General features: G+C 70.1%; 19 protein-coding genes. 8 read left to right on the forward strand and 11 right to left on the reverse strand.

Going from position 1 to position 24,681, the window contains the following annotated elements:
* Positions 1–6 precede the first annotated feature (6 nt).
* The 4 genes from H5411_RS13310 (at position 7) to H5411_RS49290 (ending at position 6,625) form a co-directional block, all read left to right on the forward strand.
* Positions 7–312 (forward strand): type VII secretion target, encoded by a 306-nt coding sequence (locus tag H5411_RS13310; RefSeq protein ID WP_101437751.1) that lies wholly within the window; start codon positions 7–9, stop codon positions 310–312.
* Entirely contained in the window at positions 312–4,214 is a 3,903-nt protein-coding gene (locus H5411_RS13315; RefSeq protein ID WP_183123916.1) for a hypothetical protein, read from the forward strand. The genes H5411_RS13310 and H5411_RS13315 overlap by 1 nt, the downstream gene beginning before the upstream one ends.
* On the forward strand, positions 4,214–4,771 hold the full coding sequence (locus H5411_RS13320; RefSeq protein WP_183123917.1) for a hypothetical protein: 558 nt from the start codon (positions 4,214–4,216) through the stop codon (positions 4,769–4,771). Before H5411_RS13315 ends, H5411_RS13320 begins: the two co-directional genes overlap by 1 nt.
* A gap of 153 nt (positions 4,772–4,924) precedes the next feature.
* Positions 4,925–6,625, forward strand: a complete 1,701-nt coding sequence (locus H5411_RS49290; protein ID WP_376772138.1) for a hypothetical protein — start codon at positions 4,925–4,927, stop codon at positions 6,623–6,625.
* A 5-nt stretch (positions 6,626–6,630) separates the two neighbouring features.
* Here H5411_RS49290 and ilvA read toward each other — a convergent pair whose 3' ends face one another.
* The gene (ilvA, locus tag H5411_RS13330; RefSeq protein ID WP_183123918.1) at positions 6,631–7,836 is read right to left on the reverse strand and encodes a threonine ammonia-lyase; all 1,206 of its coding nucleotides are present in this window, start codon (positions 7,834–7,836) and stop codon (positions 6,631–6,633) included.
* Between the two features lie 95 nt (positions 7,837–7,931).
* Between ilvA and H5411_RS13335 the strand changes: the two genes are divergently transcribed.
* Positions 7,932–8,195 carry a hypothetical protein gene (locus tag H5411_RS13335; RefSeq protein ID WP_183123919.1) on the forward strand — a complete coding sequence of 88 codons (264 nt, stop codon included), beginning with the start codon at positions 7,932–7,934 and terminating at the stop codon, positions 8,193–8,195.
* Positions 8,196–9,051: 856 nt separating this feature from the next.
* On the opposite strand, the gene H5411_RS13340 is transcribed toward H5411_RS13335, so the two are convergent.
* The 6 genes from H5411_RS13340 to H5411_RS13365 all read right to left on the reverse strand — a co-directional run bounded on the left by H5411_RS13340 (position 9,052) and on the right by H5411_RS13365 (position 15,897).
* Positions 9,052–10,209, reverse strand: a complete 1,158-nt coding sequence (locus H5411_RS13340) for a cystathionine gamma-synthase (RefSeq protein WP_183123920.1) — start codon at positions 10,207–10,209, stop codon at positions 9,052–9,054.
* Between the two features lie 102 nt (positions 10,210–10,311).
* Positions 10,312–10,977 (reverse strand): hypothetical protein, encoded by a 666-nt coding sequence (locus H5411_RS13345; protein ID WP_183123921.1) that lies wholly within the window; start codon positions 10,975–10,977, stop codon positions 10,312–10,314.
* An 84-nt stretch (positions 10,978–11,061) separates the two neighbouring features.
* The gene (locus H5411_RS13350; protein ID WP_312878198.1) at positions 11,062–11,607 is read right to left on the reverse strand and encodes a hypothetical protein; all 546 of its coding nucleotides are present in this window, start codon (positions 11,605–11,607) and stop codon (positions 11,062–11,064) included.
* A gap of 227 nt (positions 11,608–11,834) precedes the next feature.
* Positions 11,835–13,301 (reverse strand): hypothetical protein, encoded by a 1,467-nt coding sequence (locus H5411_RS13355; RefSeq protein ID WP_183123922.1) that lies wholly within the window; start codon positions 13,299–13,301, stop codon positions 11,835–11,837.
* A gap of 116 nt (positions 13,302–13,417) precedes the next feature.
* On the reverse strand, positions 13,418–14,788 hold the full coding sequence (locus H5411_RS13360; protein ID WP_101437741.1) for a cystathionine beta-synthase: 1,371 nt from the start codon (positions 14,786–14,788) through the stop codon (positions 13,418–13,420).
* 194 nt (positions 14,789–14,982) lie between these two features.
* Positions 14,983–15,897: a pentapeptide repeat-containing protein gene (locus tag H5411_RS13365; protein ID WP_183123923.1), complete on the reverse strand. Its 915-nt coding sequence runs from the start codon at positions 15,895–15,897 to the stop codon at positions 14,983–14,985.
* 120 nt (positions 15,898–16,017) lie between these two features.
* On the opposite strand from H5411_RS13365, the gene H5411_RS13370 reads away from it, so the two are divergent.
* The gene (locus H5411_RS13370) at positions 16,018–17,238 is read left to right on the forward strand and encodes an acetyl-CoA C-acetyltransferase (protein WP_101437739.1); all 1,221 of its coding nucleotides are present in this window, start codon (positions 16,018–16,020) and stop codon (positions 17,236–17,238) included.
* A 63-nt stretch (positions 17,239–17,301) separates the two neighbouring features.
* Here the strand turns inward: H5411_RS13370 and H5411_RS13375 are convergent, their stop codons facing one another.
* The 4 genes from H5411_RS13375 to H5411_RS13390 form a co-directional block, all read right to left on the reverse strand.
* Positions 17,302–18,834, reverse strand: a complete 1,533-nt coding sequence (locus tag H5411_RS13375) for a DHA2 family efflux MFS transporter permease subunit (RefSeq protein WP_183123924.1) — start codon at positions 18,832–18,834, stop codon at positions 17,302–17,304.
* A gap of 185 nt (positions 18,835–19,019) precedes the next feature.
* On the reverse strand, positions 19,020–20,297 hold the full coding sequence (locus tag H5411_RS13380) for a YeeE/YedE family protein (RefSeq protein WP_376772139.1): 1,278 nt from the start codon (positions 20,295–20,297) through the stop codon (positions 19,020–19,022).
* 152 nt (positions 20,298–20,449) lie between these two features.
* Positions 20,450–21,067, reverse strand: coding sequence for an LppU/SCO3897 family protein (locus H5411_RS13385; protein WP_220816872.1), 618 nt, complete (start codon positions 21,065–21,067; stop codon positions 20,450–20,452).
* A 147-nt stretch (positions 21,068–21,214) separates the two neighbouring features.
* Positions 21,215–22,075 (reverse strand): Bax inhibitor-1/YccA family protein, encoded by an 861-nt coding sequence (locus tag H5411_RS13390; RefSeq protein WP_183123927.1) that lies wholly within the window; start codon positions 22,073–22,075, stop codon positions 21,215–21,217.
* A 320-nt stretch (positions 22,076–22,395) separates the two neighbouring features.
* Here H5411_RS13390 and H5411_RS13395 point away from each other — a divergent pair, with 320 nt between their 5' ends.
* Both H5411_RS13395 and H5411_RS13400 read left to right on the forward strand, forming a co-directional pair.
* A complete protein-coding gene (locus tag H5411_RS13395) occupies positions 22,396–23,883 on the forward strand; it encodes an MSCRAMM family protein (protein ID WP_183123928.1) in 1,488 nt (495 codons plus the stop codon).
* A gap of 18 nt (positions 23,884–23,901) precedes the next feature.
* Positions 23,902–24,615: a class F sortase gene (locus tag H5411_RS13400; protein WP_183123929.1), complete on the forward strand. Its 714-nt coding sequence runs from the start codon at positions 23,902–23,904 to the stop codon at positions 24,613–24,615.
* Positions 24,616–24,681 lie beyond the last annotated feature (66 nt).

The following is a 24,681-nucleotide window of genomic DNA, read 5'->3' on the forward strand; positions in this document are numbered from 1 at the left end:
AAAACCATGGCACCCAGGGGTTATGAGATCGGCGGCGATCTCGAGGCACACGCGCGCCAGCTCGACGCGCTCGCCGACGGGCTCAAGCAGGCGGCCGACGCCGCGCACCAGGTCAGCATGCCCACCGACGCGTACGGCATTCTCTGCCAGCCGTTCCGGATGATGCTGGATCCGGTGGAGAACTACGGGATCGAGGCATTGCAGAACACCGTCACCGCGATGGACGCGCAGGCGCAGAAGGTGCGCGACGCGGCGAAGGCGTACGACAGCTACGAAGGCGAAGCCGCCGGTTCGATGAAGGCGAGCGACTGATGGCCGACGCCAATCCGCTGGTCGCCGAGTCCAAAAAGGACGGTGACGGGCCCGGGCCGTTCACCGAGGGCAACGGCGACTACGGCTACGCCACCGGCATCAACATCGCCGAATCGGCGACCGACGCGTTCAAGGGGATCGCGGACGGCGACTGGGTTTCCGGCGGACTGGGCGTCGCGAGCCTCGCCGGCGAGATCGCGGGCGCGGCGATCGACCCGTTCGGCTACCTGATGTCGTCGGTGGCGTCCTTCCTGATGGAGCACGTGCAGCCGCTGAAGGACATGCTGGACTCGGTCGCGGGCAACCCGCCGGTGATCCAGTCCTATGCCGACACCTGGGGCAACGTCGCGAAGTCGTTGCAGGAACGGCAGAAAGACCTCGAGAACGCGGTCAAGACCGGCACCGCGGAGTGGAAGGGCGACGGCGCGGACGCCTACCGGAAGTCCGCGGCGGAGGCGGCCGAGGCGATCGGCGGCGCGGCGACGGTCGCGAGCGCGATCGGCACCGTCACCATGATCATGGGCCAGGTCGTCGCCTTCGTGCGCGGTCTGGTGCGCCAGCTCATCGCGGACCTGGTGGGCAAGTTGATCTCCTGGGTCATGGAGGAGGTGTTCTCGCTCGGGTTCGGGACGCCGCTGGTGGTCGCGCAGGCCGTCACGGCGATCTCCAAATGGGGCGAGAAGATCAGCGAGCTGCTGACGAAGCTGTGCGAGACGATGCGCCGGGTCTCGCCGCTGCTCGGCAAGCTCGCCGAGGTTTTCACGAAGATCATCAAGGTGCTGGGCAAGCTGGCCGGCAAGGCCACCGGACTCGACGTGATCAGCACGAAGAACATCAAGGCGGGCGGCTTCTTCCACCGCGGCGGCTCCGGCGGCGGTGCGGGCGGTTCCGGCGGCGGCCCGCACGGCGGATCCGGCGAAGGAGACGTGGACCCTGGCTCGCCGGCCGGTTCGCGCCGCTCCCACGGATCGGAGGACCCGGAGAGCGGCGAGGGCCCGAACGGCAGCCACGACGGTTCGGACAGTTCCGATTCGCCCGATGACCACCCGGGCGATTCCGGCGGCCCCAACGGATCCGACAGCCCGAGCAGCGACAGTCCGTCTTCGCCCGGCTCGCCTTCCTCGCTGACGGACGACCTTGGACCGTCCACAATCGACACTGCGACGTCGTCGCCCCGGCGCGTTTCGGACAGTCTGGGCGGGAGCCACACCGACTCCAGCCCGTCGACGCTCGCCGGTGATTCGAGCCCGACGTCCGGCGGGGGAAGCGATTCCCCGGACAGCTCTTACCTGCCGCAAAGCTCTCCGCACAGCGACGCCCCGTCCTCTGTCAGCGCTCCGCCCAGTACTCCCCACTCCAGCGGGTCCTCGTCGCCGGGCGGCGGCACGCATACCGGCGGCGACGAGCCGAGTCCGCCTCATGCGAGCAGCAACGACTCGACGTCGGCGAGCGGGTACGCGCCGCCTCGCACGGACGCTCCCGCTCCGGAATCCGCTCCCCCGCAGCACCTCCGCTCGAATGACGGCGGCGGTTCGGCACCGAACCAGAGTCCGGCGGGCGGAGGTTTCCCGCAGCAGGGGGGCGGCGGCGGTCCGACGAATGCCCCGGCTGGCGGCGGAGGTCCGGCACCTCGGCCCAGCGGCGGCGGCTGGACCGGAACGCCGGGGACGCGGGCTCCCGAGGCGGCGCCGAACCGGGTTCCGGACAGCGGTCCTTCGGGCCGGCGGCCGAGCAGCAGCCCGAGTCCGGCGGACAGCGGTGGGCCGAGTCGTACTCCGGATCGATCCGGGCCGGGCCCGCAGCGGCCCAGCGACGGCGGTTCCTCGACCCCGTCTCAGCGCGGTGGCGACGGCGCGCCCGCTCCGCAGCGGCCCTCGGACGGCGGCTCGACGCCCAACCGCACTGGCGACTCCGCCCCGCAACGCCCCGGCGGCGGTGGTTCTTCGCCGCAGCGTCCGGCGGATTCGTCCAGCGGCGGTCCGCAGCGCCCCGGTGACGGCGGTGACATCGGACAGCCCAAACGGCCTGGTACGGAACCAGGTCTCGGCCGTACGGAGCCAGCACCGGCGTCCGGCGGCGGATCGCCCGCGTCGGGCAACCGCGGATCCGGCGACGCGCCCCCGGCCGCGGCGGCCGTCGCGACCGGTCCCGGAGGAGGCCAGCGCGGCGCGGGGCGTCCCGACGGCTCATCCGAGCCCGTCGCACGCGGCGGCGCTCGTACTGACGCGCCGCCCGCCAAACCCGGCGACAGTCCACAACGGACCGGAAAGGAATCCCCGGCGCAGAACGGCAAACCGAACGCCGACGAATCCGGGAACCCGAAGGACGGTGCCAAGCCGGGCAAGCCGAAGGACGGCGCCCCGGAGAAGAAGCCGGGGCAGCACAACGACGCGGAAAGCAAGCCGGGCAACGACAAGCCCGACCACAAACCGGACCACGCCGACCCGAAGCACCAGGATCCGAAGCGCCCCGATTCGGACGGGTCGGACCACCATGACAATTCCGGCCACGACGGCGCCCCGCCGCACCACGACGAGCCGCTGTCGCCGGACGAGGTCAACCACCGGCACGCCGAGGACACCCCGGCAGGCAGCTCGTACCACCGCGGCGACCCGGAACTCGGCGACCTGCCGCACCGCGTCCAGCCGGACCCGGACGGGCGCTACACGGTGGACGTGCACGTCACGGCGGACGGCCACGCCCGCATCGGCGACCGGCGGTACACGCCGGAAGAGTTCGCGGACATCCTGCGGCGCAACGGGAACTACGACGGCAGGCCGATCCGGCTGATCGGCTGCGACGCGGGGTCGAACGACTTCGCGCACCGGTTGTCGCGCGAGCTCGACACCGAGGTGCTGGCCCCGAGCAAACCGGCGTGGACCGATTCGCACGGCCGCGTCTTCTCGTCCGACTACGAAATCGGCCCCGACGGACGGATGCGGCCGCGGATCCCGCCGGACGGCGAATGGTCGGTGCACCGCCCGGACGGCACGTCGCACCACGTCGGCGACGACGGGTTCGCCCCGGACGGCAAGCACCACGACCCGCACGACATCGACGCGGACAGCGCCGTCGACCGCGGACAGCCGCCGTTCAACCAGGAACAGCGGGACCAGGACGTGCGCGACCTCCGGCAGGAGAACCGCGACCGCCGGGCCGAGGGTCTCGACGGCGTGCGAGAGCTCAACGGCAACCGCAACCCGCTCACCGACGACGTGCGCCGTCCGCACGAACGGGCCCTCACCACGGCGAGGTTCCGCGACGCGAACGGCGAAACTGTCGATCTCTACAGTTTCAGTGGGAAGAGCCACGACTGGACGCCGGCGAAGGACGGCCCCGAGTGGCCCAAGTCCGAGCGGCTGTTCGGCACCAAGGACGCCGGTCCGTACCGGCCCGAACTCGGCATGCCCGACCCTGAGGGCAAGTTCGGCCGCACCCACGACTCGGAGCCGAAACTGCTCGAAGAAATGGTGCGGCACAATTTCGCGTCCCGTTCCGGTCTCGGCCGCGGCGAAATCGACGACATCGTCAAGAAGGAAATCGAAAAATCCCGGCGCGAGGAAGCCGCGTACCTCAAGAACAACAACGAAAACATGTACCGCGAAGGACTTCGCGGCGACACAGCGCGAGCCCGGGACCGAATGGACGGCGCCCTCGAGGAAATCAACCGGCGCGGCGCGGAACGCGCGCACCAAACCGGGCAGACCTATACGCCGGTCACGCGCGAGGACATCAGCGGCGACCTGCGGATGGTCGTGGACCTGCCGTCCGCCAAGCGGGACATGATTCCGAACGAGTACCAGATCTGCGACTCCTGTACCGATGTTATCCTGCAGTACAAGCAGCTTTTCCCGAATGTCCGGGTCGAGGTCGTCAACCTCGCCGGTGAAAGGTTGATGTGATGACGGCGTCTGCGGGCGACGGCGCGGAACTGGTTCGCGCGATCTTCGCCGGTGCGGTCGAAGCCGGTTTGCGCGCGGAATCGGTGCGCGGCGCATCCGATGCCGAGATCGACGCGATGGCGGAAGACCAGCGCGCCCGGGCCGTGCCCGCCGCCGCCAGGGAAGTGCTGCGCCTCATCGGCACGACGCACGGCCTGTGGCTGCCCGGCAGTTCGCTGGGCGTGCACGCGGTGCGCGGCGAGGCCAAGAACCACGCCGCCGCCACCGCGAACGCGCAGAACGCCGAACTGTCCGATGTGGACGGCGCACTGGTGCTGGCCGCGCACGGCGGGTACACCTACCACGTGGTCGACGGGGCCAACGCCGACCAGGACGACCCGCCGGTCTGGCTGGTCACCGAGGACGAGCCCGCGCGCGTCGCCTGGACTTCGGTCAGCGCGTGGTTCAAGGCCATCACACCGGACGTCGAGCGTTACCGGGAGCGACTGGAGATCATGCGCGAGACCGGGTCCGACTTCCTGCCGCCGTGGGCGCAGGACATCGTCCTCGGCGAATGACTGTGCCGACGTCCTGTGTCGCGCCGCCGGTCCGGACGGTCGCGGTGACGTTCGACGCGCAGTACGGTTGGCCACCGACCGGCCTGCTCGCGGGAACTCCGCGGAACGGTTGATCGAAATGACGCGTTCGCCCGGCGAGGAGCCACTGAACTCATGACCCGGCCACCGGTGCCGCTCACCGCTGCTCAGCAGCAGGAGCTCGTCCAGCAGATCGGCCAGGCGGCCGCGGCCGCGTTGCCCGCGGGCTGGCAGCAGCTGCAGGTCGTCTGCCGCGCCGCGGGACGGCACGTCGAAGTCGACGTCACCGTGCTCGCCCCGGACAACCGGACCTACCCGGTCCAGCCGCATCCGGAGTTGCCGCGGCTGTTCGGCGTGCTGCGCACCGGCATGTACCAGCCGGGTCGCGGCACGTGGCTGACCGCGACGCTGGTGTTCTCGCCGCAGCGGCCGCCGTACACGGACTATCAGCCGGACGTCGAACCGCGGTGGCGGCAGATGCCTCCGCCGATCGGCTTCCAGGACGAGCTGCGGTTCTTCCCGCGCGAGGACCGGTTCATTCCGCCGTGGCTGCGGCAGCGGGCTGGCGCGGTTCCTCCGCCGGGGGCTGCTCCTGGACAGCCGGTTCCTGGTGCGAGCCCCGCGGCACCTCCGCCGGTTCCTGGTGCGAGCCCTGCGACGCCTCCGCCGGTGCCGGGCTCGGGGCAGGTGCCGCCGCCGTTGCCGGGCGCGGAGAACCCGCCGTCCTCGGCTGGGCCTGCCACATCGCCGGAGCAGGCCTCGGACGCTGTTCCGGCTCTCCCCGTCGACGAGCCGGGGTCGCCTCCGCCCCTGCCCACCACTCCTCCGCCGCTGCCCGACCTCGACCAGGCCGCGTCGGCCTCGGCTGGCGACGAGGCGCAATCAGAGCCCAGTGAAGCCGCTGCGGCAGAGATCGCTCCCGAGAGTTCCGGGGCGGAAGAGGTTCCCGCAGAAGCACAACCGGCCGCGCCTGAACCGGAAACCGTTGTCTCCGAAGAGGATTCAGCGAGCGAGGCTGTCGAGCCGCGTACTCCGCGCGTGTACGACGGGTTCGACGAGGCGGGGAAACCGGTCGTCGAACGGGAAACGTTGTCGCCGGAGGAGCGCGAGCGAGTTCTCGCCTATCTTGACAGCGCGCCGGTCATCCTGGCGTCCCGCAGCAAAGACACCGACGCTTTCGATCCGTCCCGCACGGACGCCGTCCCGCTGAACTTCCGGACCGACGGCCGCTGGGTGTGGCCCGGCGCGGTCGCCTATTACCTGCGTGAGCACGGGATTTCGCCGGATCCGGAACTGGTCGAGCACATCCGGACGGCCGGGTACGCCGTGCCGGAGGTCGACGAGGCGACGCAGGCGCGGATGCTCGCGGCGATGACCAGACCGCCTGCCGAGGAGAGCCGTCCCCGCGAGGCGGACCCGAAGGATCCAGAGCAGTTGCTGAGCGAGATCTCGGCGGCACTCGTCGCGGCGGCTCCGCAGGGATGGCAGCGGATCGTCTTCGACTTCATGGCGCTGGGCAGGCACGCGAACCTCGCGTGCGGCGCGCGGATGGCGGACGGGAGCACGCAGCAGGTTTCCGTTTCGCGGGAACTGTCGAGGCCGTTGGCTGAACTGCGGCGCAGCAAGTACGTCCAAGGCCGGGGCACCTGGTACACGCTCTCGCTGGTCATCGACCCGCCGTCGAACTACCAGGCCAGCTTCAACGAGGACGACGAACCGGCCTTCCACACGCCGCCCCGCCCCGAGGATTACGCGCTGGACCAGGAACTCTACCCGCGCGACGAGGACTACCTCCCGCCGTGGTTCAGCGCCCGGCTGCCGGACAGTCCACAGTAGACTCTTCAGCTGACGATCGTGAACCCGGCGTCGGCGAGGGCCGCCTCGACCTCCTTGCAGTGTTCCGGGCCGCGGGTTTCCAGGGCGAGGGCGACGTCGACCTCGCCGAGAGCGAGGCTGCCGGAGATGCGGGAGTGCTCGACGTCGAGGACGTTCGCGCCCAGGTCTTTGACACACGACAGGACCGAAACCAGCGAGCCCGGCCGGTCCGGCACGCGCAGGTGCAGCTTCAGGTAGCGGCCGCCAGCGGTCATGCCGTGCTGGATGATCTGCTGCAGCAGCACGGGATCCACGTTGCCGCCGGAGAGGATCGCCACCACCGGCGGTTCGAAAGCGCCGGGGTGTTGCAGGAGCGCGGCCACTGCCGCGGCACCGGCCGGTTCCACGACCAGCTTTCGCCGTTCCAGGCACAGCAATACGGCGCGCGAGAGGGATTCCTCGGTGACTGTCACGACGTCGTCGACCAACGACTGAATGTGCGCGTAGCTGATCTTGCCCGGCTCGCCGACGGCGATCCCGTCCGCCATCGTGTGCACCTCGCGCAGCCGGACCGGCGCACCGGCCGCGAGCGAAGGCGGGTACGCGGCGGCGTCCTCGGCCTGGACGCCGATCACCCGGATCTCCGGATGCGCCGCCTTCACCGCCGCCGCGACGCCGCCGACCAGCCCGCCGCCGCCCGTCGGCACGAGGATTGTTTTCACCCCCGGCACCTGTTCGAGAATCTCCAGGCCGACGGTGCCCTGACCGGCGATGACATCAACGTGGTCGAAGGGGTGGATGAAGACCGCGCCGGTGCGCTCCGAGAACGCGATGGCCTCGGCGAGGGTTTCGTCGACGACAGCACCGTGGAGGTGAACCTCCGCGCCGTAACCGCGAGTCGCGGCGAGTTTCGGCAGCGGAGCGCGCAGCGGCATGAAGACGGTCGAGGAAATGCCGAGCAGCGACGAGGCCAGCGCGACCCCCTGCGCGTGGTTGCCGGCACTGGCCGCGACGACCCCGCGGGCGCGCTCCTCGGCGGTCAGGCCGTGAATGCGGGTGTAGGCGCCGCGGATCTTGAAGGAACCGGTGCGCTGCAGGTTCTCGCACTTGAGGTGCACCGGGCCGCCGTGCAGCCGGTGCAGGTCGCGGGCGTGCTCCATCGGCGTGACGCGGGTGATGCCCTCGAGAAGCTTCCGAGCTTCCTGGATGCGCTCGACGCTGACCAGTTCCATGGCGCCGATGATGCCACCGACGGACGGCCGGGGTGCGCCGCCCGCCGGACCGGTACCCTGATAACGGCAGCCACACATGATCAGGGAGTGCGACCATGGCACGCGCGCAGCACGGGACCACCGCACGGGCGAAGTCCCGCACCGGTCTGCTGCCGCTCGCCGCGGGAATTCTGTCCGCCGTGGCCCTCGCCGGAGCCGCCTTCGCGACCGTCGAGGCGGCCGCCTGCACCGGCCCCGCCCAGTACATCCGGCACGACAACCACATCGAACTGATCGGCGGCTGCATCAGCGGCAGCGAACTCCCGGCGACGACCGGGACCCGATCGTCCAACGCGCTCCCGGAGAACAGCAAACCCTGAGCGGCGCTGGGCCGTTGGGCGGCAAGGGGTTTCGGCGAGTTCGGTCGGGGAAACGGTTCGCCGGGTGGCCGATTATGCTGGATTCGAGCCGCTGGGGTGCCTTCGGCTGAAGCACTGGATCCGATGCGCCGGACGGCTCTGACCAGGGAAGCTCGGAACTTCGTAACGCTGAACGGCTGCGTGGCTTCAGCTCGAGTCCAAAGCCGCGAGCGCTAGCCAGACCAATTCGATCCTCAGCGCGAAGTCCGCACCACCCGAGCTGAAAATCGGCCCCAGCCGACGCCGCCCGGCAGATTCCCGCTGCCGAGGCCGCCCAGCAACGACTGCACGCGGCCAGCTCGCTAGCTTCCGCACGCGATCACACCGGCCGGGCCGACCCGCCTCAATCGGCAAGCCGCCTCACCACTGAAGCAGCCAGCACACCAACCACGCCAAATCGACCCCAGCACGAAACCCACACCCGAATCGGCCCAGCCGGGCAACCCCGCCAACGCCGCCGGGCAAATTCACACCCGTCCAGCTCGGAAGCACCCATACGCGATCACACAGCCCGGGCCGACCCGCCTCAATCGGCAAGCCGCCTCACCACTAAAGCTGCCAGCACACCAACCACGCCAAATCGACCCCAGCACGAAACCCGCACCGGAAATCGGCCCCAGCTGAGCAAACCTGGCGACACCGCCGGACGGATTCCCACCCGTCCAGCTCGGAAGCTCCGGCAAGCGCGCACCCCGGCCGTACCCACTCGGCTCAGGGAGAGGCAGCGCCTCACCAACGCGAGGGCAAGATCGACCCGCCGGCTCCTCCCGGCGGTGATGGGACTCCGGAAACCAACGGCCCCATCACCAAGCCGGGGTCAGCCCAGCGCCTGGGTAAGGTCCGCCACCAAATCGCGGCCGTCTTCGATGCCTACCGACAGGCGGATCAGGTCCTCCGGGACTTCCAGCGTCGAGCCCGCCGTCGAGGCGTGCGTCATTTTGCCTGGATGCTCGATCAGGCTTTCGATGCCGCCGAGCGACTCCGCCAGTACGAACAGCTTCGTGCGGGACGCGACTTCCAGCGCCGCCTTCTCGCCGCCGGCTACGCGGAACGACACCATTCCGCCGAAGCGGCGCATCTGCTTCGCCGCTACCTCGTGGCCGGGGTGCTCCGGCAGGCCGGGGTAGTAGACCTTGGTGACCTTCGGGTGCTTAGCCAGGGTGCGGGCGACCAGATCCGCGTTGTCGCTGTGCCGCTCCATCCGCAGGGCCAGCGTCTTGAGACCGCGCAGGGTCAGCCACGCATCGAACGGACCGGGGACGGCACCGGCGGCGTTGCGCAGGTAGAAGAGCTGCTCGCGCAGTTCGTCCTCGTTGGTGACGACCGCACCGCCGACGACGTCCGAGTGGCCGCCCAGGTACTTGGTGGTCGAGTGCACCACGATGTCCGCGCCGAGGGCCAGCGGGGTTTGCAGGTACGGCGTGGCGAAGGTGTTGTCCACGACCAGCCGCGCGCCCGCGTCGTGGGCGACACCGGCCAGCGCGGCGATGTCCGCGACGCCCAGCAGCGGGTTGGTCGGCGACTCGCACCAGATCAGCTTGGTCTCCGGGCGCATCGCGGCCCGGACCTCGTCGATGCGGCTCAGGTCGGCGACCGTGTGCTCGACGCCCCACAGGCTGAGCACCTTGTCGATCAGCCGGAACGTGCCGCCGTACGCGTCGTTGCCCAGGACCAGGTGATCGCCGGGGCGCAGGACCGTGCGCAGCACCGCGTCGGACGCGGCCATGCCGGACGCGAACGCCAGCGTGTGCCGGGCTCCTTCGAGCGACGCGAGGGCATCCTCCAGCGCGGTCCGCGTGGGGTTCGCGGTGCGCGAGTACTCGTAGCCGCCCTCGCGGGTACCGCCTACGCCGTCCTGCGCGTACGTGGACGTTTGGTAAATCGGCACGATGACCGCACCCGTGCGGGGATCGGGCTGCTGCCCGGCGTGGATCGCGCGTGTTTCAAAACCCAGGACGGAGTAGTCGTCGGCCATGGTTCCCAGGGTACGGGGCACCCCCGACAATCCCATCAGATGGGAGGCAACTCACCATGCGGGAGGGCTGCCGGTACAAAACCCGCACCGGCAGCCCGTCGCTCACCAGCCCTGCGGCGCCGGGTAGCCGCCCTGCTGGGCCGGCGCACCCGGACGGTAGTTGACCCAGTCGGCGGTGGGCTTCACGATCGCCAGCACCAGCGTCGCGACCGGCGGGATCATCCCGACCAACGCACCGCCGATGCCCGCGCCGAGGATCTGCGCGCTGCTGCTGGTGTGGAGACTCGAGGTCATGGCCGACGCGGCGATGACCGACACGATTCCCAGCGCGATCGTCAGCCCGCAGCCGATGATCGTGCACAGCCGAGCGGCCGGCTTGTGCAGGAACAGGCCGATGCCGCCGAAGAACAGCAGGCCGACGAGGACCGCGTCGACGACCAGCGTCAGGTAGAACTGCCACATCGTCGTGTGGACGTTCGCGATCACCACGACCGAGGCGATCACGCCGATGATCGCGAAGATCCCGCCGAGAATCGCGAGAATCCCCGCGATGATCGCGGTCGCGCCGTTCGGTTTCTGCTGATACACGCCAGGCCCGCCCGGGTACGCCGGGTACTGCTGACCTGCGGCGGGCGGGGCGAACGGCTGCTGCGGCGCGCCCGGGTACGGCTGGGCCGGCGTCGGCTGGCTCGCCGGATACGGCTGCCCGGGGAACGGGCCGCTCTGCGGCTGCTGGGGCTGGCCCTGCGGGTTCTGGGGGTAAGTCACGGGGAGTCCTCGGTGCATCGGGCCCGCCGGGCGGCGGGTGGAGTGCTTGTATCGTGCCAGGTCCGCCCCGTTTTCGGGGCGGAATTACCACTGTCGCGAGGGTGACGAAACGGGTACGACGGGTACGCGATAGCGCAAGTAGCCGAAGGTCCGCGGCAGGCCCGCCAGCACCAGCACGAGCAGCACCGCCGCCGCCAGCGCGACGCGGTCGAGCGCGGCGAAATTCTCGAACCGCAGCAGCGTCCGGAAGTACGCGAGATACGCCGGGGAACCGCCCTGCGCGGGCTCCAGCAGAAGCGCGCTGAGCGCGAGCAACGAGCCCGCGATAAGCAGCACCGCGCCGGCTGTGGCGCGGAAAAAGGTCGCGATCGCACCGAGCAGCAAGACCAGCGAAGCGGCCAGGTACGCGGCGAGATCGGCGAGCGTCAACGGCGGGAGGTCGCCGAGGCTGAACCCGGACGGAATGTCGAGGAACAGCTTTGCCGGAAGATACCCGGACGTCGCGGCGGCGACGAGCCCGAACAACCCGGCCGCGATCGCGGTGCTCCCGTTCGGCCGGTACGGCGCCGGCTCCGCCTCGGAGGATTCCCGTTCCCGCTGCCGTGCCGGAAGTCCGTGCAGGCCGCTCACGGCAGATCCCCCCTGGCTTGGAAAGGCGATTCGGACGGCGCCCACCCTAGCCCGGAAATGCGCGATGAGGGACCGGCGCGAGCGCATGGGCGCCGCAATTCCCCCGGCTGCCGGAACCGCCGGGAAAAGGCCACCACCTTTTCGCGAATCCCGCAAAAGACGGACCGGAAACGACGAAGGGCGCCGCCGTCGCGAGACGGAGACGCCCTTCGCGGAGATTCAGCGAGTCACCACTGCTGCGGCGGCTGCTGGCCCGGCTGGCCGTAGCCCGGAGGGGGCTGCTGCCCGCCCGGCGGCGGGTACTGGCCCGGCTGGCCGAAACCGCCCGGCTGCTGCGGCGGCTGGCCGTAGCCCGGCTGCTGGCCCGGGTGGCCGTAACCGGGAGGCGGCTGCTGGCCGAAGCCCGGCTGCGGGAAGCCCCCGCTGCCCGGGTTCGGACCGCCCGGCTGGCCCGGCTGCGGGAAGCCGCCGCTGCCCGGGTTGGGTCCGCCCGGAGGCGGGAAACCGCCGGACTGCGGCTGGCCGAAGCCCTGCTGTCCGCCGAAGCCGCCCGGCTGCTGCGGGCCACCAGGGCCACCCGGCCCACCGGGGCCGCCCGGACCGCCGGAGCCGCCCGAGGACGAACCGAGGCCGACGTACTGCGAGGTGGCCGGGATGATCGCGACCACGCCGATGATCAGGATGATGATGCCGAGGATCAGCGTCAGCATGCCGCCGCCGCTCGTCGCGCTGGAGCCGGCGCCGCCGTACTTGTCGGCGAAGGAGCTGCTGACCGAGGTCCCGGACTTCGCCAGGATCGAGAACAGCAGCAGCAGCACGCCGCCGACGAGCACGCCGATCGGGGCGAGCTTGCGCAGCACGGCGGCGCGCGAGGCGAGCGCCAGCGCGACGCCGCCTGCCAGCGCGATCACCGCGCCGACCAGGATCATGATCACGTAGAACCACAGCGTGCCCGGCGACGCGAGACCGGCCTCGTCGAACAGCTTCTGGTACCGGCTCGAGCTGTCGTACATCTTCGAGTAGTCGCTGGTGTCGCTCATGTAACCGAACGAGACGATCAGCGCGACCAGGCCGAGCACCGCGGTGATGCCGCCGGCGATGTAGCCGTACAGCGCGTTGCCGCCGCCCGAGGACTGCGCGGGGGACGCGCCGAACTGTGCGGGCTGGCCGAAGCCCTGCTGACCCGGCTGCCCGGGCTGGCCGAACGCGCCCTGCGGCGGGCCGCCGAAGCCGCCCTGGTCGTAGCCGCCCGGCTGGCCGAAGCCCTGCGGCGGCTGTCCCGGCTGCCCGGGCTGACCCGGCTGGCCGAAGCCCTGCGGGGCGCCGAACCCGGCGACCGCGGCCGGGTTGTCCGCCGCGCTCGGCGGCGGGGCGTACGGGATGTTCTGCGGCTGCTGGCTCGGCGGGACCAGCTGCGTCGACTCGGCGTTGCCCTCGGCGCTCACGGGGTTGACCACCTGGGTGGCGTTCGAGTCAGCCGGCTGTCCCGGCTGCACGACCTGCGTCGGTTCCGGGGTGTCGCCGAAGGTGCCGCCGCCATGGGAGGGCTGCTGCGGCTGGCCCGGCTGGACCACCTGGGTCGGCTCCGACGCGCCGAAGGGACTGTCCTGCTGCGGTGTAGGACCACTCGACGGGCCCTGCGGCGGCTGCTGGCCGCCGTCCCAGGGCTGGTTCGGTGGCTGCGGAGCACTCATGTGGGTCTTGAACCCCCTTGACGAGGACGCGAAAAAGTTCTATTCGGCCGTAACGCTATCGGATGCCCGGCCGGGACGCTCGCAGACGCCCCGGCCGGCCTTCCGCGAGGTCCGGGCTAGCGGCCCGCGAGGAACGCGAGCAGATCGTGCCTGGTGACGACGCCCGCCGGCTTGCCGTCGATCAGCACCAGCGCGCCGTCGGCCCCCTCGAGCGCCTTCATCGCGGCGCTCACCTGCTCGCCCGCCCCGATCGTGGGCAGCGGCGGCGACATGTGCGTCTCCAGCCGGTCGGCCAGCTGGGCCTTGCCGGTGAACAGCGCGTCGAGCAGGTCGCGCTCGTTGACCGCGCCGACCACCTCGGCGGCCATCACCGGCGGTTCGGCGCTGACCACGGGCATCTGGCTCACGCCGAATTCCGACAGGATCGCCACCGCTTCGGCGACCGTCTCGTTCGGATGCGAGTGCACGAGGCTGGGCAGCGCGCCGGACTTGCGGGTCAGCACGTCGCCGACGGTCGCGCCGGAGGAGTCCGGCGGGAGGAAGCCGTAGGACGACATCCAGCCGTCGTTGAACACCTTGGTGAGGTAGCCGCGGCCGCCGTCGGGCAGCAGCACGACCACGACGTCGTCCTCGGTCAGCCCCTCGGCCAGCTTGAGCGCGGCGGCCACGGCCATCCCGCACGAACCGCCGACGAGCAGGCCTTCCTCGGTCGCGAGCCGGCGCGTGGTCTCGAAGGAGTGCGCGTCGCTGATCGGGATGATCTGGTCCGCGATGTTCCGGTCGTAGGTTTCCGGCCAGAAGTCCTCGCCGACGCCCTCGACCAGGTACGGCCGGCCGCTGCCGCCGGAGTACACCGAGCCCTCGGGATCGGCCCCGATGACCTGGACGCGGCCGTCGCTGACCTCCTTCAGGTACTTGCCGGTGCCGGAGATCGTGCCGCCGGTGCCGACGCCCGCGACGAAGTGGGTGATCTTGCCGTCGGTCTGCCGCCAGAGCTCGGGGCCGGTGGAGTAGTAGTGGCTGGCCGGGTTCTCCGGGTTGGCGTACTGGTTGGGCTTCCAGGCGCCCTCGATCTCGCGCACGAGCCGGTCGGACACGTTGTAGTAGGAGTCGGGGTGCTCGGGAGCGACCGCGGTGGGGCACACGACGACGCGGGCGCCGTACGCGCGCAGCACGTTGCGTTTGTCCTCGCTCACCTTGTCCGGGCAGACGAACACGCACTGGTAGCCCTTGCGCTGGGCGACCATGGCGAGCCCGACCCCGGTGTTGCCCGAGGTGGGCTCGACGATCGTGCCGCCAGGGCGCAGTTCGCCGGAGGCTTCGGCGGCCTCGATCATCCGCAGCGCGATCCGGTCCTTCACGCTGCCGCCCGGGTTGACGTACTCGACCTTGGCGAGCACGAGCGGCTTGAGCCCCCGCGTAAGCGAATTCAGCTTGACCAGCGGGGTGTTGCCCACGAGGTCCACGATGTGTTCTGCGTACTCCACCCGGCCAGCCTAAACAGGCGGGTGCCGGACCGGCTAGCTCGGGACCGCCGCACGCCGATCCGTGATCCCGTCCCGGAGATCCGTCCCGGCCCGCGGTGCCGCACCCCAACGCTTGATGGCGCCCATTGCCGGTTCACCTCCTGGTCGGGGATCCACTTCGTGTTGACTCTCCACGAATCTTGGTGGTTCCGCCGTTATTCCGGAACGCTCGAAGGGACCACGCGGAGCCAGCCGTCGTCGCCGGGTTCCTCGGTCCAGCCGGGCGGCCAGGAGCGTTTGTATCCGGGCTTCGCGAGCGCTCCGGCCAGCCGGGCTTCCGAGTTCATCCCGAATTCCGCGTGCTGTTCGAACTTCGTGCCGCGGAAAACGTCGCGCTCGCCGCCGAAGACGGTGCCGCGGAAGTCCGCGCGGTCGTGGAACGTGGCTTCATGAAAATCGGCTTTGGTGCCGAATTCCGTACCGCGAAAGGTCGCGATTTCCTGAAATTCGGTCTGATAGCAAACAATGGAACGGATCCGGCAGTGTGACAGGGTCAGCGCGATGAGCTCGGCTCCGGAGAAGTCGAGGTCGATGTCCGGCCAGTACGACCCGTTCGGTTCCTCCCCGGCGCCCGGGCGCAGGTGCAGCATCAGGATCCGCTGCGCGGCCTTGCGCACCTGGACCTCTTCGTCCGTGCCGTCGAGCGGCATCCGCAGGTACGCGCAGAGGACGTTGACGATGGTCTGCCGCTGGTCCGCGTGGCTTTGCGCGAGCCGTTCGAGCGCGTACAGCCCGGCCAGCCGGACCGGGGCCTTGTCGCTGCCGAGCTGGTCGGCGGCCTTGCCGTACATGTCGGTGATCCGGCGCTCGGTCGCGTCGTGGTCCTTCTGTTCCAGATCCAGTTCCGCGGACCGCTGGCGTCGCGCGGCGAGCAGGAGCGCGGCCGCGCCGCCGGTGCCGACGACGATGCTCGAGGCCGTGCGCAACGCGTCGAGCCGAGACGAATCCGCCGGGGTGCCGCCGCCGAGCAGCCACAGCAGCAGAGCCGCCGCGACGGCCGCGAGCAGCACGATGCCGGTCCCCCACCACGCGATGGTGCGCGTGGACAACACCCGGTTGCGCTCTGTCACGGCGGAAATCCTCCCACGGGAGCAAGGTGGTGCATGTCGCCTTCGGCTTTCGATCGGACGCCGGACGCGGCAAGATGGTGAGCAACCGCTTAGTGCCGCCGACCCGAGGATGTGTCTGTCATGCCCGAAGCTGTCATCGTCTCCACCGCCCGCTCCCCGATCGGACGCGCCGGGAAGGGCTCTCTGGTCGGGATGCGTCCCGACGACCTGGCCGTGCAGATGGTGCGCGCGGCGCTGGACAAGGTGCCCCAGCTCGACCCGGCCGACATCGACGACCTGATGCTCGGCTGCGGCCTGCCCGGCGGCGAGTCCGGCTTCAACATGGGCCGCGCGGTGGCCGTCGAACTCGGCTACGACCACCTGCCCGGCTGCACGATCACCCGGTACTGCTCCTCCAGCTTGCAGACCACCCGGATGGCGCTGCACGCGATCAAGGCGGGCGAGGGCGACGTCTTCATCTCGGCGGGCGTCGAGACCGTGTCGCGGTTCGCCAACGGCAGCTCCGACTCCTGGCCGAACACGCACAACCCGCTGTTCGCCGAGGCCGAGGCGCGCACGCAGGCCACCGCCGAGTCCGGTGCGGACAGCTGGCAGGACCCGCGCGAGAACGGGCAGCTCCCGGACGTCTACATCGCGATGGGCCAGACCGCGGAGAACCTCGCGCGGCTCAAGGGCATCACCCGCGAGGAGATGGACGAGTTCGGCGTGCGCTCGCAGAACCTCGCCGAGAAGGCCATCGCGGACGGTTTCTGGGCCAAGGACATCACGCCGGTCACGCTCCCGGACGGCACGGTCGTGTCGAAGGACGACGGTCCGCGCGCGGGCGTCACGCTCGAGGGCGTGTCCGGGCTGAAGCCGGTCTTCCGCCCCGACGGCCGGATCACCGCCGGCAACTGCTGCCCGCTCAACGACGGCGCGGCGGCCGTCGTGATCATGTCCGACACGAAGGCGCGCGAACTGGGCCTGACGCCGCTGGCGCGCGTCGTGTCCACCGGCGTCACCGGGCTGTCGCCGGAGATCATGGGCTACGGCCCGGTCGAGGCGTCGAAGCAGGCGCTGTCCCGCGCCGGTCTGTCCATTTCGGACATCGACCTGGTCGAGATCAACGAGGCGTTCGCCGCGCAGGTCATCCCGTCCTACCGCGACCTCGGCATCGACCTGGACCGGCTGAACGTCAACGGCGGCGCGATCGCGGTCGGCCACCCGTTCGGCATGACCGGCGCGCGGATCACCTCGACGCTGATCAACTCCCTGCAGCACCACGACAAGCAGTTCGGCCTCGAGACGATGTGCGTCGGCGGCGGACAGGGCATGGCGATGGTGCTGGAGCGGCTTTCCTAGTTCCGGCAACGAGAAGGGACGCCCGCGGGGTTTCGCGGGCGGCCCTTCTCGTCGGATAGAACGTCAGTGCATCAGCACCGGCGGAGCGGTCTCGCCGGATTCCGCCGCCTCGGGCACCACGCGTTTCTTCGGCAGGAAGAACGCGGGCACCAGGCACAGCGCCAGCAGAATCGTCCCCCACAGGAACGTCGTCGCGAACGACTCGCCCGCGAGGCCGGCCGCGGCGTCGTGCGTCGCCGGGTTCGTCGTCGCCGCGGTGGCGACCAGCTGGCCCTGGCTCGTGGGGACGCCGAACTTCCCGGCGAGCAGTGCCGCCAGGATGATCGACATCACCGCGGACCCGATCGCGCCCGCGGTCTGCTGCAGGATGTTCGTCGCGGTCGACGCCTTCGCCATGTCCTTGGGCCGCAAGGTCTGCAGCGCGGCCGAGGTGATCGGCATCATCGTGCAGCCCATGCCGATGCCCATCACGAACAGCGCGGACAACAGCTCCCAGTACGGCGTGGTCGCGCTGACCCGCGTGAACACCACCATGCCCAGCGCGATCAAGACGAGGCCGGGCAGCACGATCTTGCGCGCGGCGATCTTGTCCGCGAGCCGTCCGGTGACCGGCATCGCCAGCATCGCGCCCAGGCCCTGCGGGGCCAGCAGCAGACCCGCGTTGAGCGCGGTCTCGCCGCGCACCAGCACGAAATACGTGGGCAACAGCAGCATCGCGCCGAAGAAGCCGATGCAGAACACCGACATCGTGATCATCGCGACCGAGAACGACCGGTTGCGGAACAGCTTCAGGTCGATCAGCGGATGCTCCATGGTCCGCGCCCGCAGCACGAACGCGACCAGCAACACCAGCCCGGCCAGCGCGGGCAGCCACACCTGGAGGTCCGCGACGGTGCCGGTGGACGGGATCCGCGAGACGCCGAAGATCAGCGCGGCCAGCCCCGGCGACACCATCAGCATGCCGAGGAAGTCGAACGGGTTGCCGGGTTCCGGGTTGTCTTTCGGCAGCAGCCGCAGCGCGAGCAGGAAGGCGATCACGCCGATCGGGACGTTGAGGTAGAAGATCCAGCGCCAGCTCACCGAGTCGACCAGCCAGCCGCCGAGGATCGGACCGCAGATCGGGCCGAGCAGCATCGGCACGCCCAGCACGGCCATCACCCGGCCGATCCGCTGCGGACCGGCCGCCCGGGTCAGGATCGTCATGCCGGCCGGCATCAGCATGCCGCCGCCGAGGCCCTGCACGACGCGGAACGCGATCAGCGATTCGACGTTCCAGGCGAGCCCGGCCAGCATCGACCCGACCAGGAAGGTGCCGATCGCGAGCAGGTACAGCCGTTTCGTGCCGAACCGGTCGGACGCCCATCCGGTGACCGGGATGACGGTCGCCAGCGCCAGCATGTAGCCGGTCGCGACCCACTGGATGGTGTCGAACGACGTGGTGAACTGGATGGTGAGCTTCTGGAGAGCGACGTTGACCACGGTGGTGTCGAGGATCGCCATGATGGCGCCGAGCACCACCACGGAAGCGACCTTCAGCACTCCCCGGTCGAGTTTGTCACCGGCATCCGGCACGGCCGGATCCGCTGGTGCGGACATGCGGAACCCCATCTGTGAGTGGTGAAGCGCAAGCCCGCGACGCGACAATACGACCGCGGTTCCCCCTTGCGCACGCTCCAGACTAGCCGAGCGGCAAGCGGCGACGCAGCCTTTTTCGCTGGCGGACGAACTGCGTGGGGACTTTTCGCGCAGCCACGATGACCTGCGAAAAGTCCCCGCCCGAGTCAGCAGATACTGTCCGTGCGCACCGGGTTGCCCAAACCGAACAACGGCCGCAGTTTCAGCCCGATCCAGGTGCCGAAAAGCGCGAACGCGCCCCACAGCCAGCCGTGCAGGCTGCCGACGGAAATGCCGCCGAGGTACGCGCCGATGTTGCAGCCGTTCGCCAGTCGTGCGCCGATGCCCATCAGGATTCCGCCGAGGATCGCGGCGACCGCGGTGCGCCACGGGATCGAGCTGTGGATCTTCCACGCGCCCGCGGCCGCGGCGGCGACGAACGCGCCGATCATGATGCCGATGTCGGTGAGGCTCGTCTTGTCCTGCCAGATCGGCTTGGACAGCGACGCCGCGTTCGCCTTCAGCCGCCAGAACTCCCAGTGCTCCGGGTGCAGCCCGAACACCTGGAGGATTTTCGCGCCCCACAGGCTGAACGCGCTCGTGACGCCCCAGATGCCGCCGGAAACCAGGTACACCGCGCCGGCCAGCACGCCGAGCACGACCGCGCCGACGAGGATCGGCCACGAGCCGCGGAAGATCCGGGCGAACCCGCGTGCCGTCGGCACGGTGTCGACCGGCGGCGGCACCCGGCGCTTCTGCACGACCCGGGTTACCAGGACGATCGCGACCAGCACCGCGATGGTGATCGCCCACGAACCGAACCAGCCGACGTGGTCGGACAGCAGGAACCCGGAGACCTGCGGCCAGCCGGTGAAAAGCGGGTAGCCCCACGTGTAGAGGACCGAGCCGGTGATGAACCCGCCGAGCGTCAGCACGATCGTCGACTGCCCGGCCCCGACCGCGAACAGCGTCCCGGACGCGCACGCGCCGCCGAGCTGCATGCCGATCGCGAACAGCGTGGCCCCGACGAACAACGCGAGCCCGATCGGCCCGACGTTCGACACCGGCAGCGGTTTGCTGCCGAAGAGACCCGCGCCGGTGCCGCAGATGAGGGCGATGAGCGTCGCGGCCGTTCCGAGCAGGAGGGTGTGCGCGCGAAGGCCCTGGCCGTTGCCGACGGCGATGAACTGCCGCCACGCGGACGTGAACCCGAAGCGGGAGTGGAAAAGCGCGAGGCCGAGCAGCAGCCCCAGCACGAGCAGAACCCCGAACTTCGCACCGTGCGCCGCCCAGACGTAGGCGGTCAGCCCGACCGCGAGCACCGCGGCGACGGCCAGCGGCACGACCTTGACCGGCTCTTCCGGTTTAGGTGCCGGAGCCGCACAGGAGGTTGGGAAATCGAGGAGTTTTCGCTCGTCGACAGGGGAATCAGTGGTCGCCACCACGTCTCCTGGGGGTGTCGGGGATTAACGGGGCCTGCCCGGCAGCGGGCGGCGATCCACGTTAGGTCCCGGTGCGGCCCCGACGCAGCCTGTCTCACGGAGTGCGACGAACGGCCGAAACCGGGCGTCCGGACGGCCCCTTTGTACCGCCCCGGTCAGCTCTTGATGCAGATGGCTTCCTCGGGGTCGGAGTACCAGCGGGCCGCGGTCGAACCGCTGCCCTCGCACGCCGAACGGTCCTTCGCGCCGGGCACCACCTTGACTATTTCCGCGTTCTTCTGCGGGTCCGTGCAGGCGACCTTCTGGTAGGTCGTCGTGGCCGTCCGCAGTCCGGAGAGGCAATCCCCCTGCTGGACGTTGGGAATCAGGCAGAGCACGCGGCGGTTCTTGCCGCCGGTGGTGTAGCGGTAGTAGTCCCCGCGCGGGCAGCTCCCGCTCCGGTTGGCGCGGGTGACGGCGACCTTGACGTTCGCGCCGGGGTCCGTGCAGTCGACGGTTTTCGTCGTGGTGGTCGAGCCGGACTTCTCGATGTGCATGCAGTCGCTCGCGTGGGTGTCGCTGGTCGAGTTGCCGAACGTGAAGAAACCGATGGCGACCCCCGCGACCACGACGGCCACCGCGACGGCGATCAGGACCGCGATCCGGGTCGGGAACTTGCGCCGCGGACCCGGCTGCGGCGGCATCCCGCCCGGGCCGTAGTGCTGCTGGAACGGCGACGGGCCGTTCTGGCCGTAGCCCGGCTGCGGTCCGTGCCCGTGCGGGGGGACGCTCACGTGGTACCTCGCAAACCCGAAAGAAAGATTCCGACCGGGCATATCCAACACGACGGCCGAGGGCGCTCGCAGAGGTTCTCGGCAGAAAAACAGAAAAGGCGCTCCGCGTAACGCGGAGCGCCCCTTCCCGGGAAACCTGTACGACGGCTAGTCGCGCAGGTAAGACAGCAGGCGCAGGATCTCCAGGTACAGCCACACCAGCGTGGTCATCAGACCGAACGCGGCGTACCAGGCCCACTTCGACGGCATGCCGGCGCGGATCATCTTGTCGGCCTGGTCGAAGTCGAGCAGGAAGCTGAACGCGGCGATGCCGATGACCACCAGGCTGAAGACGATGGCGAGCGGGCCCCCGTCGCGCAGCGGGTTGAACCCGAAGAACACCGCGGTGATCAGGTTGACCAGCATCAGGATCGCCGCGCCGGCGACCGCGCCGACGATCCACTTGGTGAGCTTCGGCGTGACCTTCACCGCGCCGGTCTTGTAGACGACCAGCATCGCGACGAACACGCCGGCGGTGCCGATGAGCGCCTGCAGGGCGATGCCCGGCAGGAACACCTCGAGCAGGCCGCTGATCGCACCGAGGAACAGGCCCTCGGCGCCGGAGTAGACGAGCGTGAGCGGGCCGCTCGGCTTCTGCTTGAAGATGATCACCAGCGACACGACGAGGCCCACCACGAGCCCGCCGAGCAGCGCGCCGAGGAGCGGACCGGTCGGCGTGAGCCTGCCGAGCGCATCGCGCACGAGCTGGGTCTGCGCCCAGATCGCCGTGAGCACGCCGATGACGAGCGCGACGCCGAGCGACATGCCGGTCTTGATGACGACGTCGTCGACCGTCATCGGACGGTCGGCGGAGGCGGTACCCATCTGCCCAGGGCCGTAACCCGGGACGCCGCCTTGGCCCGGCGGCTGGCCGTAGGGCTGGTCGAAGCCGACGTTCGGCCCGTACTGCCCGGTCGCGGCCCCGCCGCGCGGGAGATTGCGGAACGCCGGATTGCTGCTGGAACGCACCTGTCCTCCTGGACTTTCTGGCACCTTGCATCGGGTTCAACGACCGCGACGGCTCGCTGGTTCCCGTTCGGGTAAAGCCGATTTTACTCATCACCCGCACGGGTGGGGCGACCCCCGTTACGGCCACCGTAGGCGATGAAGGTCACGACCGTTCACCGCAGGTCACCCGATGGTCTCTAGACAACCCCCATGGTGACCCGCGAACCTTCACATCGCGTGTCCGGGAAGTGACCGAACGCGTGTCGGGGAGTTGTTCGATCAGGTGAACTGCGAGGACGCCGCTGAGGCGTCGGCAGGCACGTCGAAGGAGCCAACACACCATGGGGTGGATCTCACGCCCGCGCGCTCGCTGGCGCGCGGCCACCGGGCTGGTCGCGACCGCACTGCTCGGCGCACTCTCCGTAACCACGCCGGGGGTTGCCTCGGCCGCCGCGGACCCGGTGAAGGGCCCTGGCCTGACGATCGTCCACAACGAGGGCGGCACCAATTACGAAGACTGGCTCGGCTCGTACAAGGTCGGCGGCAAGAACGTGTTCTGCGTCCGGTTCCATCTGAAGGCACCGGGCAGCGACGAGGCGTACCAGCCGGGCGACGAACTGCTGACGAAGTGGGGCGAAAAGCTGCAGCCCGACGTCGCGGGCAACATCTCGTATCTGTTGCTGCGCTACGGCAACACCGCCGACAACGACGAGGCCGCGGCGCTGGCTCACCTGTTGCACTCGTGGACGGCCAAGTCGCGAACGCCGGGCGACACGGACTTCGGCACGCCCCCGGACAAGGCCGCCTATCCCGAGCAGAAATACTTCAACGCCCTTACCCCGGACGCCAAGAACGACGTGGCCAAGATGAAGACCGAGGCGGAGGCGAACCGCGGTCCGTGGACCGCGTCGGTCACCGCGCCGAAGGGCGACCAGCACGTCGGCCAGTCCGCGACCTGGACAGTCGCGGTGAAGAACTCCCAGGGCAAAGGCATCCCGGACGTCCCGGTGAAGTTGACCGCCACTGACGGGACCGTTGGCACGGCAGACAAGCCGTCGGACGTGGAGAAGACGGCGGATTCCTCGTCCGGCAATTCCGCGCCCCAGGCAGCGCAGAAAGACACGACACTGAAGACCGATGCGAACGGCACGGTCTCGGTGAAGGTCACGCCTACCGGTGACCAGCCGAAGCTCGTCGCGTCGTTGTCGGCGCCCGCGGACAAGCCGACCGTGCAGAACCCGGTCAACACCAAGGACGGGATCCAGAGCGTCGTCGGCACCGGCGGGGAAAAGCAGCTGACCGCACAGGGCGTCGTGGCCGTGGCGAAGCCGGGCAAGGTGCAGGTCACCAAGACCGACGCCAAGACCGGCAAGGGCATCGGCGGCGCGACGCTGCGGGTCACCGGCAAGGACCGCAAGACCGCGGCCACCAGTCAGAACGGCAAGCCGCTCACCGGACCCGACGGACAGCCCGCGGTGGTCACCACCAGTGGCGACAACGGGACCGCGACCGTCGAGAACCTGCTGGCCCCGCAGGAGGTCTGCGTGGTCGAGGTGAACGCGCCGCCGGGCTACACCAACGCGTTCGACCCGAACAACCCGCCCGCCGCGTGCGGCTCGTTGACGCCGGGCGGCACACTTGCGCTGACTGTGGCCAACACGCCGAACGAAGTGCCGCACGCGATTCCCGCCGGCGACCTGCCGGTGACGATGGCGAAGGGCACTGTCGAGACGAGCTTCTCCACCTCCGGCATCGCGGGTCTCGCGGCGCTGGTGCTCGTCGGGTCGGCGCTGGTCGGGTTCGCCGCTCGGCGGTCGGCCCGGCGGTAATCGAAAGCAGCAAGGGCAATGAGCGGAAAAGGACGGCTGATCGGCGGGTTCGTGCTCGGCGCGGCGAGCGTGCTGGCAGTGGAACTCGCGACGGTCGTGATCAGTTCGCCGCCGACGACGGTGGTGGCCGGGAGCGCGTCCCCGGCCACCGCCGCCGTTCCGGCCGCTTCCCCGCAGCAGCTGGCTCCCGCGCCGCCTCCGCCGTCGAGCAGTTCGGCGCCGCCGCCCGGCAGTTCGGCGGCCGCACCGCCCGCCGCGCCCGCGGAGCACCGGGAAGCTCCGCAACCGGGACCGCAGGCGCCGGGCACGATCCGGCTGCCCGGCGGCGGGACCGCGGCGATGGTGCGCCAGGACCTCGGACCCGGCAACACGCTTCCGGTGCCGTCGGACATCGGCCAGGCGGCCTGGTGGGGCGCGGATCTGGACGCGGTCAGCGGCGCGAGCGTGTTCGCCGGCCACGTGAACTGGCGCGGCGCGACCGGCCCGTTTTCGGAGCTGTGGAGCGAACGCATCGGCGGCGTGGTGACGATCGTGGACCGCGCGGGCAAGACGAGCCGGTACCGGATTTCGCAGCTGGTCACCGTGCACAAGGACGATCTGCCGAGCCGCGCCGACGACCTCTTCGGGCAGGCCGGGCCGCATCGGGTGGTCCTGGTGACCTGCGGCGGACGGTGGATCGGCGGGAGCGACGGGTACGAGGAGAACCGCGTGGTGATCGCGGACCCGGCGTGAGGGGTCCCCTCATGCCCCGCGGAGACCGCGCGAGGGGTCCATTCGCGCAGTATCCGCCGGGCCCGT

The sequence above is a fragment of the Amycolatopsis echigonensis genome (assembly GCF_014174495.1).
In the GTDB taxonomy this organism is placed as follows: domain Bacteria; phylum Actinomycetota; class Actinomycetes; order Mycobacteriales; family Pseudonocardiaceae; genus Amycolatopsis; species Amycolatopsis echigonensis.

Coding starts and splice junctions, on each gene's coding strand:
- H5411_RS13310 (WP_101437751.1), top strand. CDS start 7: ATGGCACCCAGGGGTTATGAGATCGGCGGCGATCTCGAGGCACACGCG.
- H5411_RS13315 (WP_183123916.1), top strand. CDS start 312: ATGGCCGACGCCAATCCGCTGGTCGCCGAGTCCAAAAAGGACGGTGAC.
- H5411_RS13320 (WP_183123917.1), top strand. CDS start 4,214: ATGACGGCGTCTGCGGGCGACGGCGCGGAACTGGTTCGCGCGATCTTC.
- H5411_RS49290 (WP_376772138.1), top strand. CDS start 4,925: ATGACCCGGCCACCGGTGCCGCTCACCGCTGCTCAGCAGCAGGAGCTC.
- ilvA (WP_183123918.1), bottom strand. CDS start 7,836: ATGGAACTGGTCAGCGTCGAGCGCATCCAGGAAGCTCGGAAGCTTCTC.
- H5411_RS13335 (WP_183123919.1), top strand. CDS start 7,932: ATGGCACGCGCGCAGCACGGGACCACCGCACGGGCGAAGTCCCGCACC.
- H5411_RS13340 (WP_183123920.1), bottom strand. CDS start 10,209: ATGGCCGACGACTACTCCGTCCTGGGTTTTGAAACACGCGCGATCCAC.
- H5411_RS13355 (WP_183123922.1), bottom strand. CDS start 13,301: ATGAGTGCTCCGCAGCCACCGAACCAGCCCTGGGACGGCGGCCAGCAG.
- H5411_RS13370 (WP_101437739.1), top strand. CDS start 16,018: ATGCCCGAAGCTGTCATCGTCTCCACCGCCCGCTCCCCGATCGGACGC.
- H5411_RS13375 (WP_183123924.1), bottom strand. CDS start 18,834: ATGTCCGCACCAGCGGATCCGGCCGTGCCGGATGCCGGTGACAAACTC.
- H5411_RS13395 (WP_183123928.1), top strand. CDS start 22,396: ATGGGGTGGATCTCACGCCCGCGCGCTCGCTGGCGCGCGGCCACCGGG.
- H5411_RS13400 (WP_183123929.1), top strand. CDS start 23,902: ATGAGCGGAAAAGGACGGCTGATCGGCGGGTTCGTGCTCGGCGCGGCG.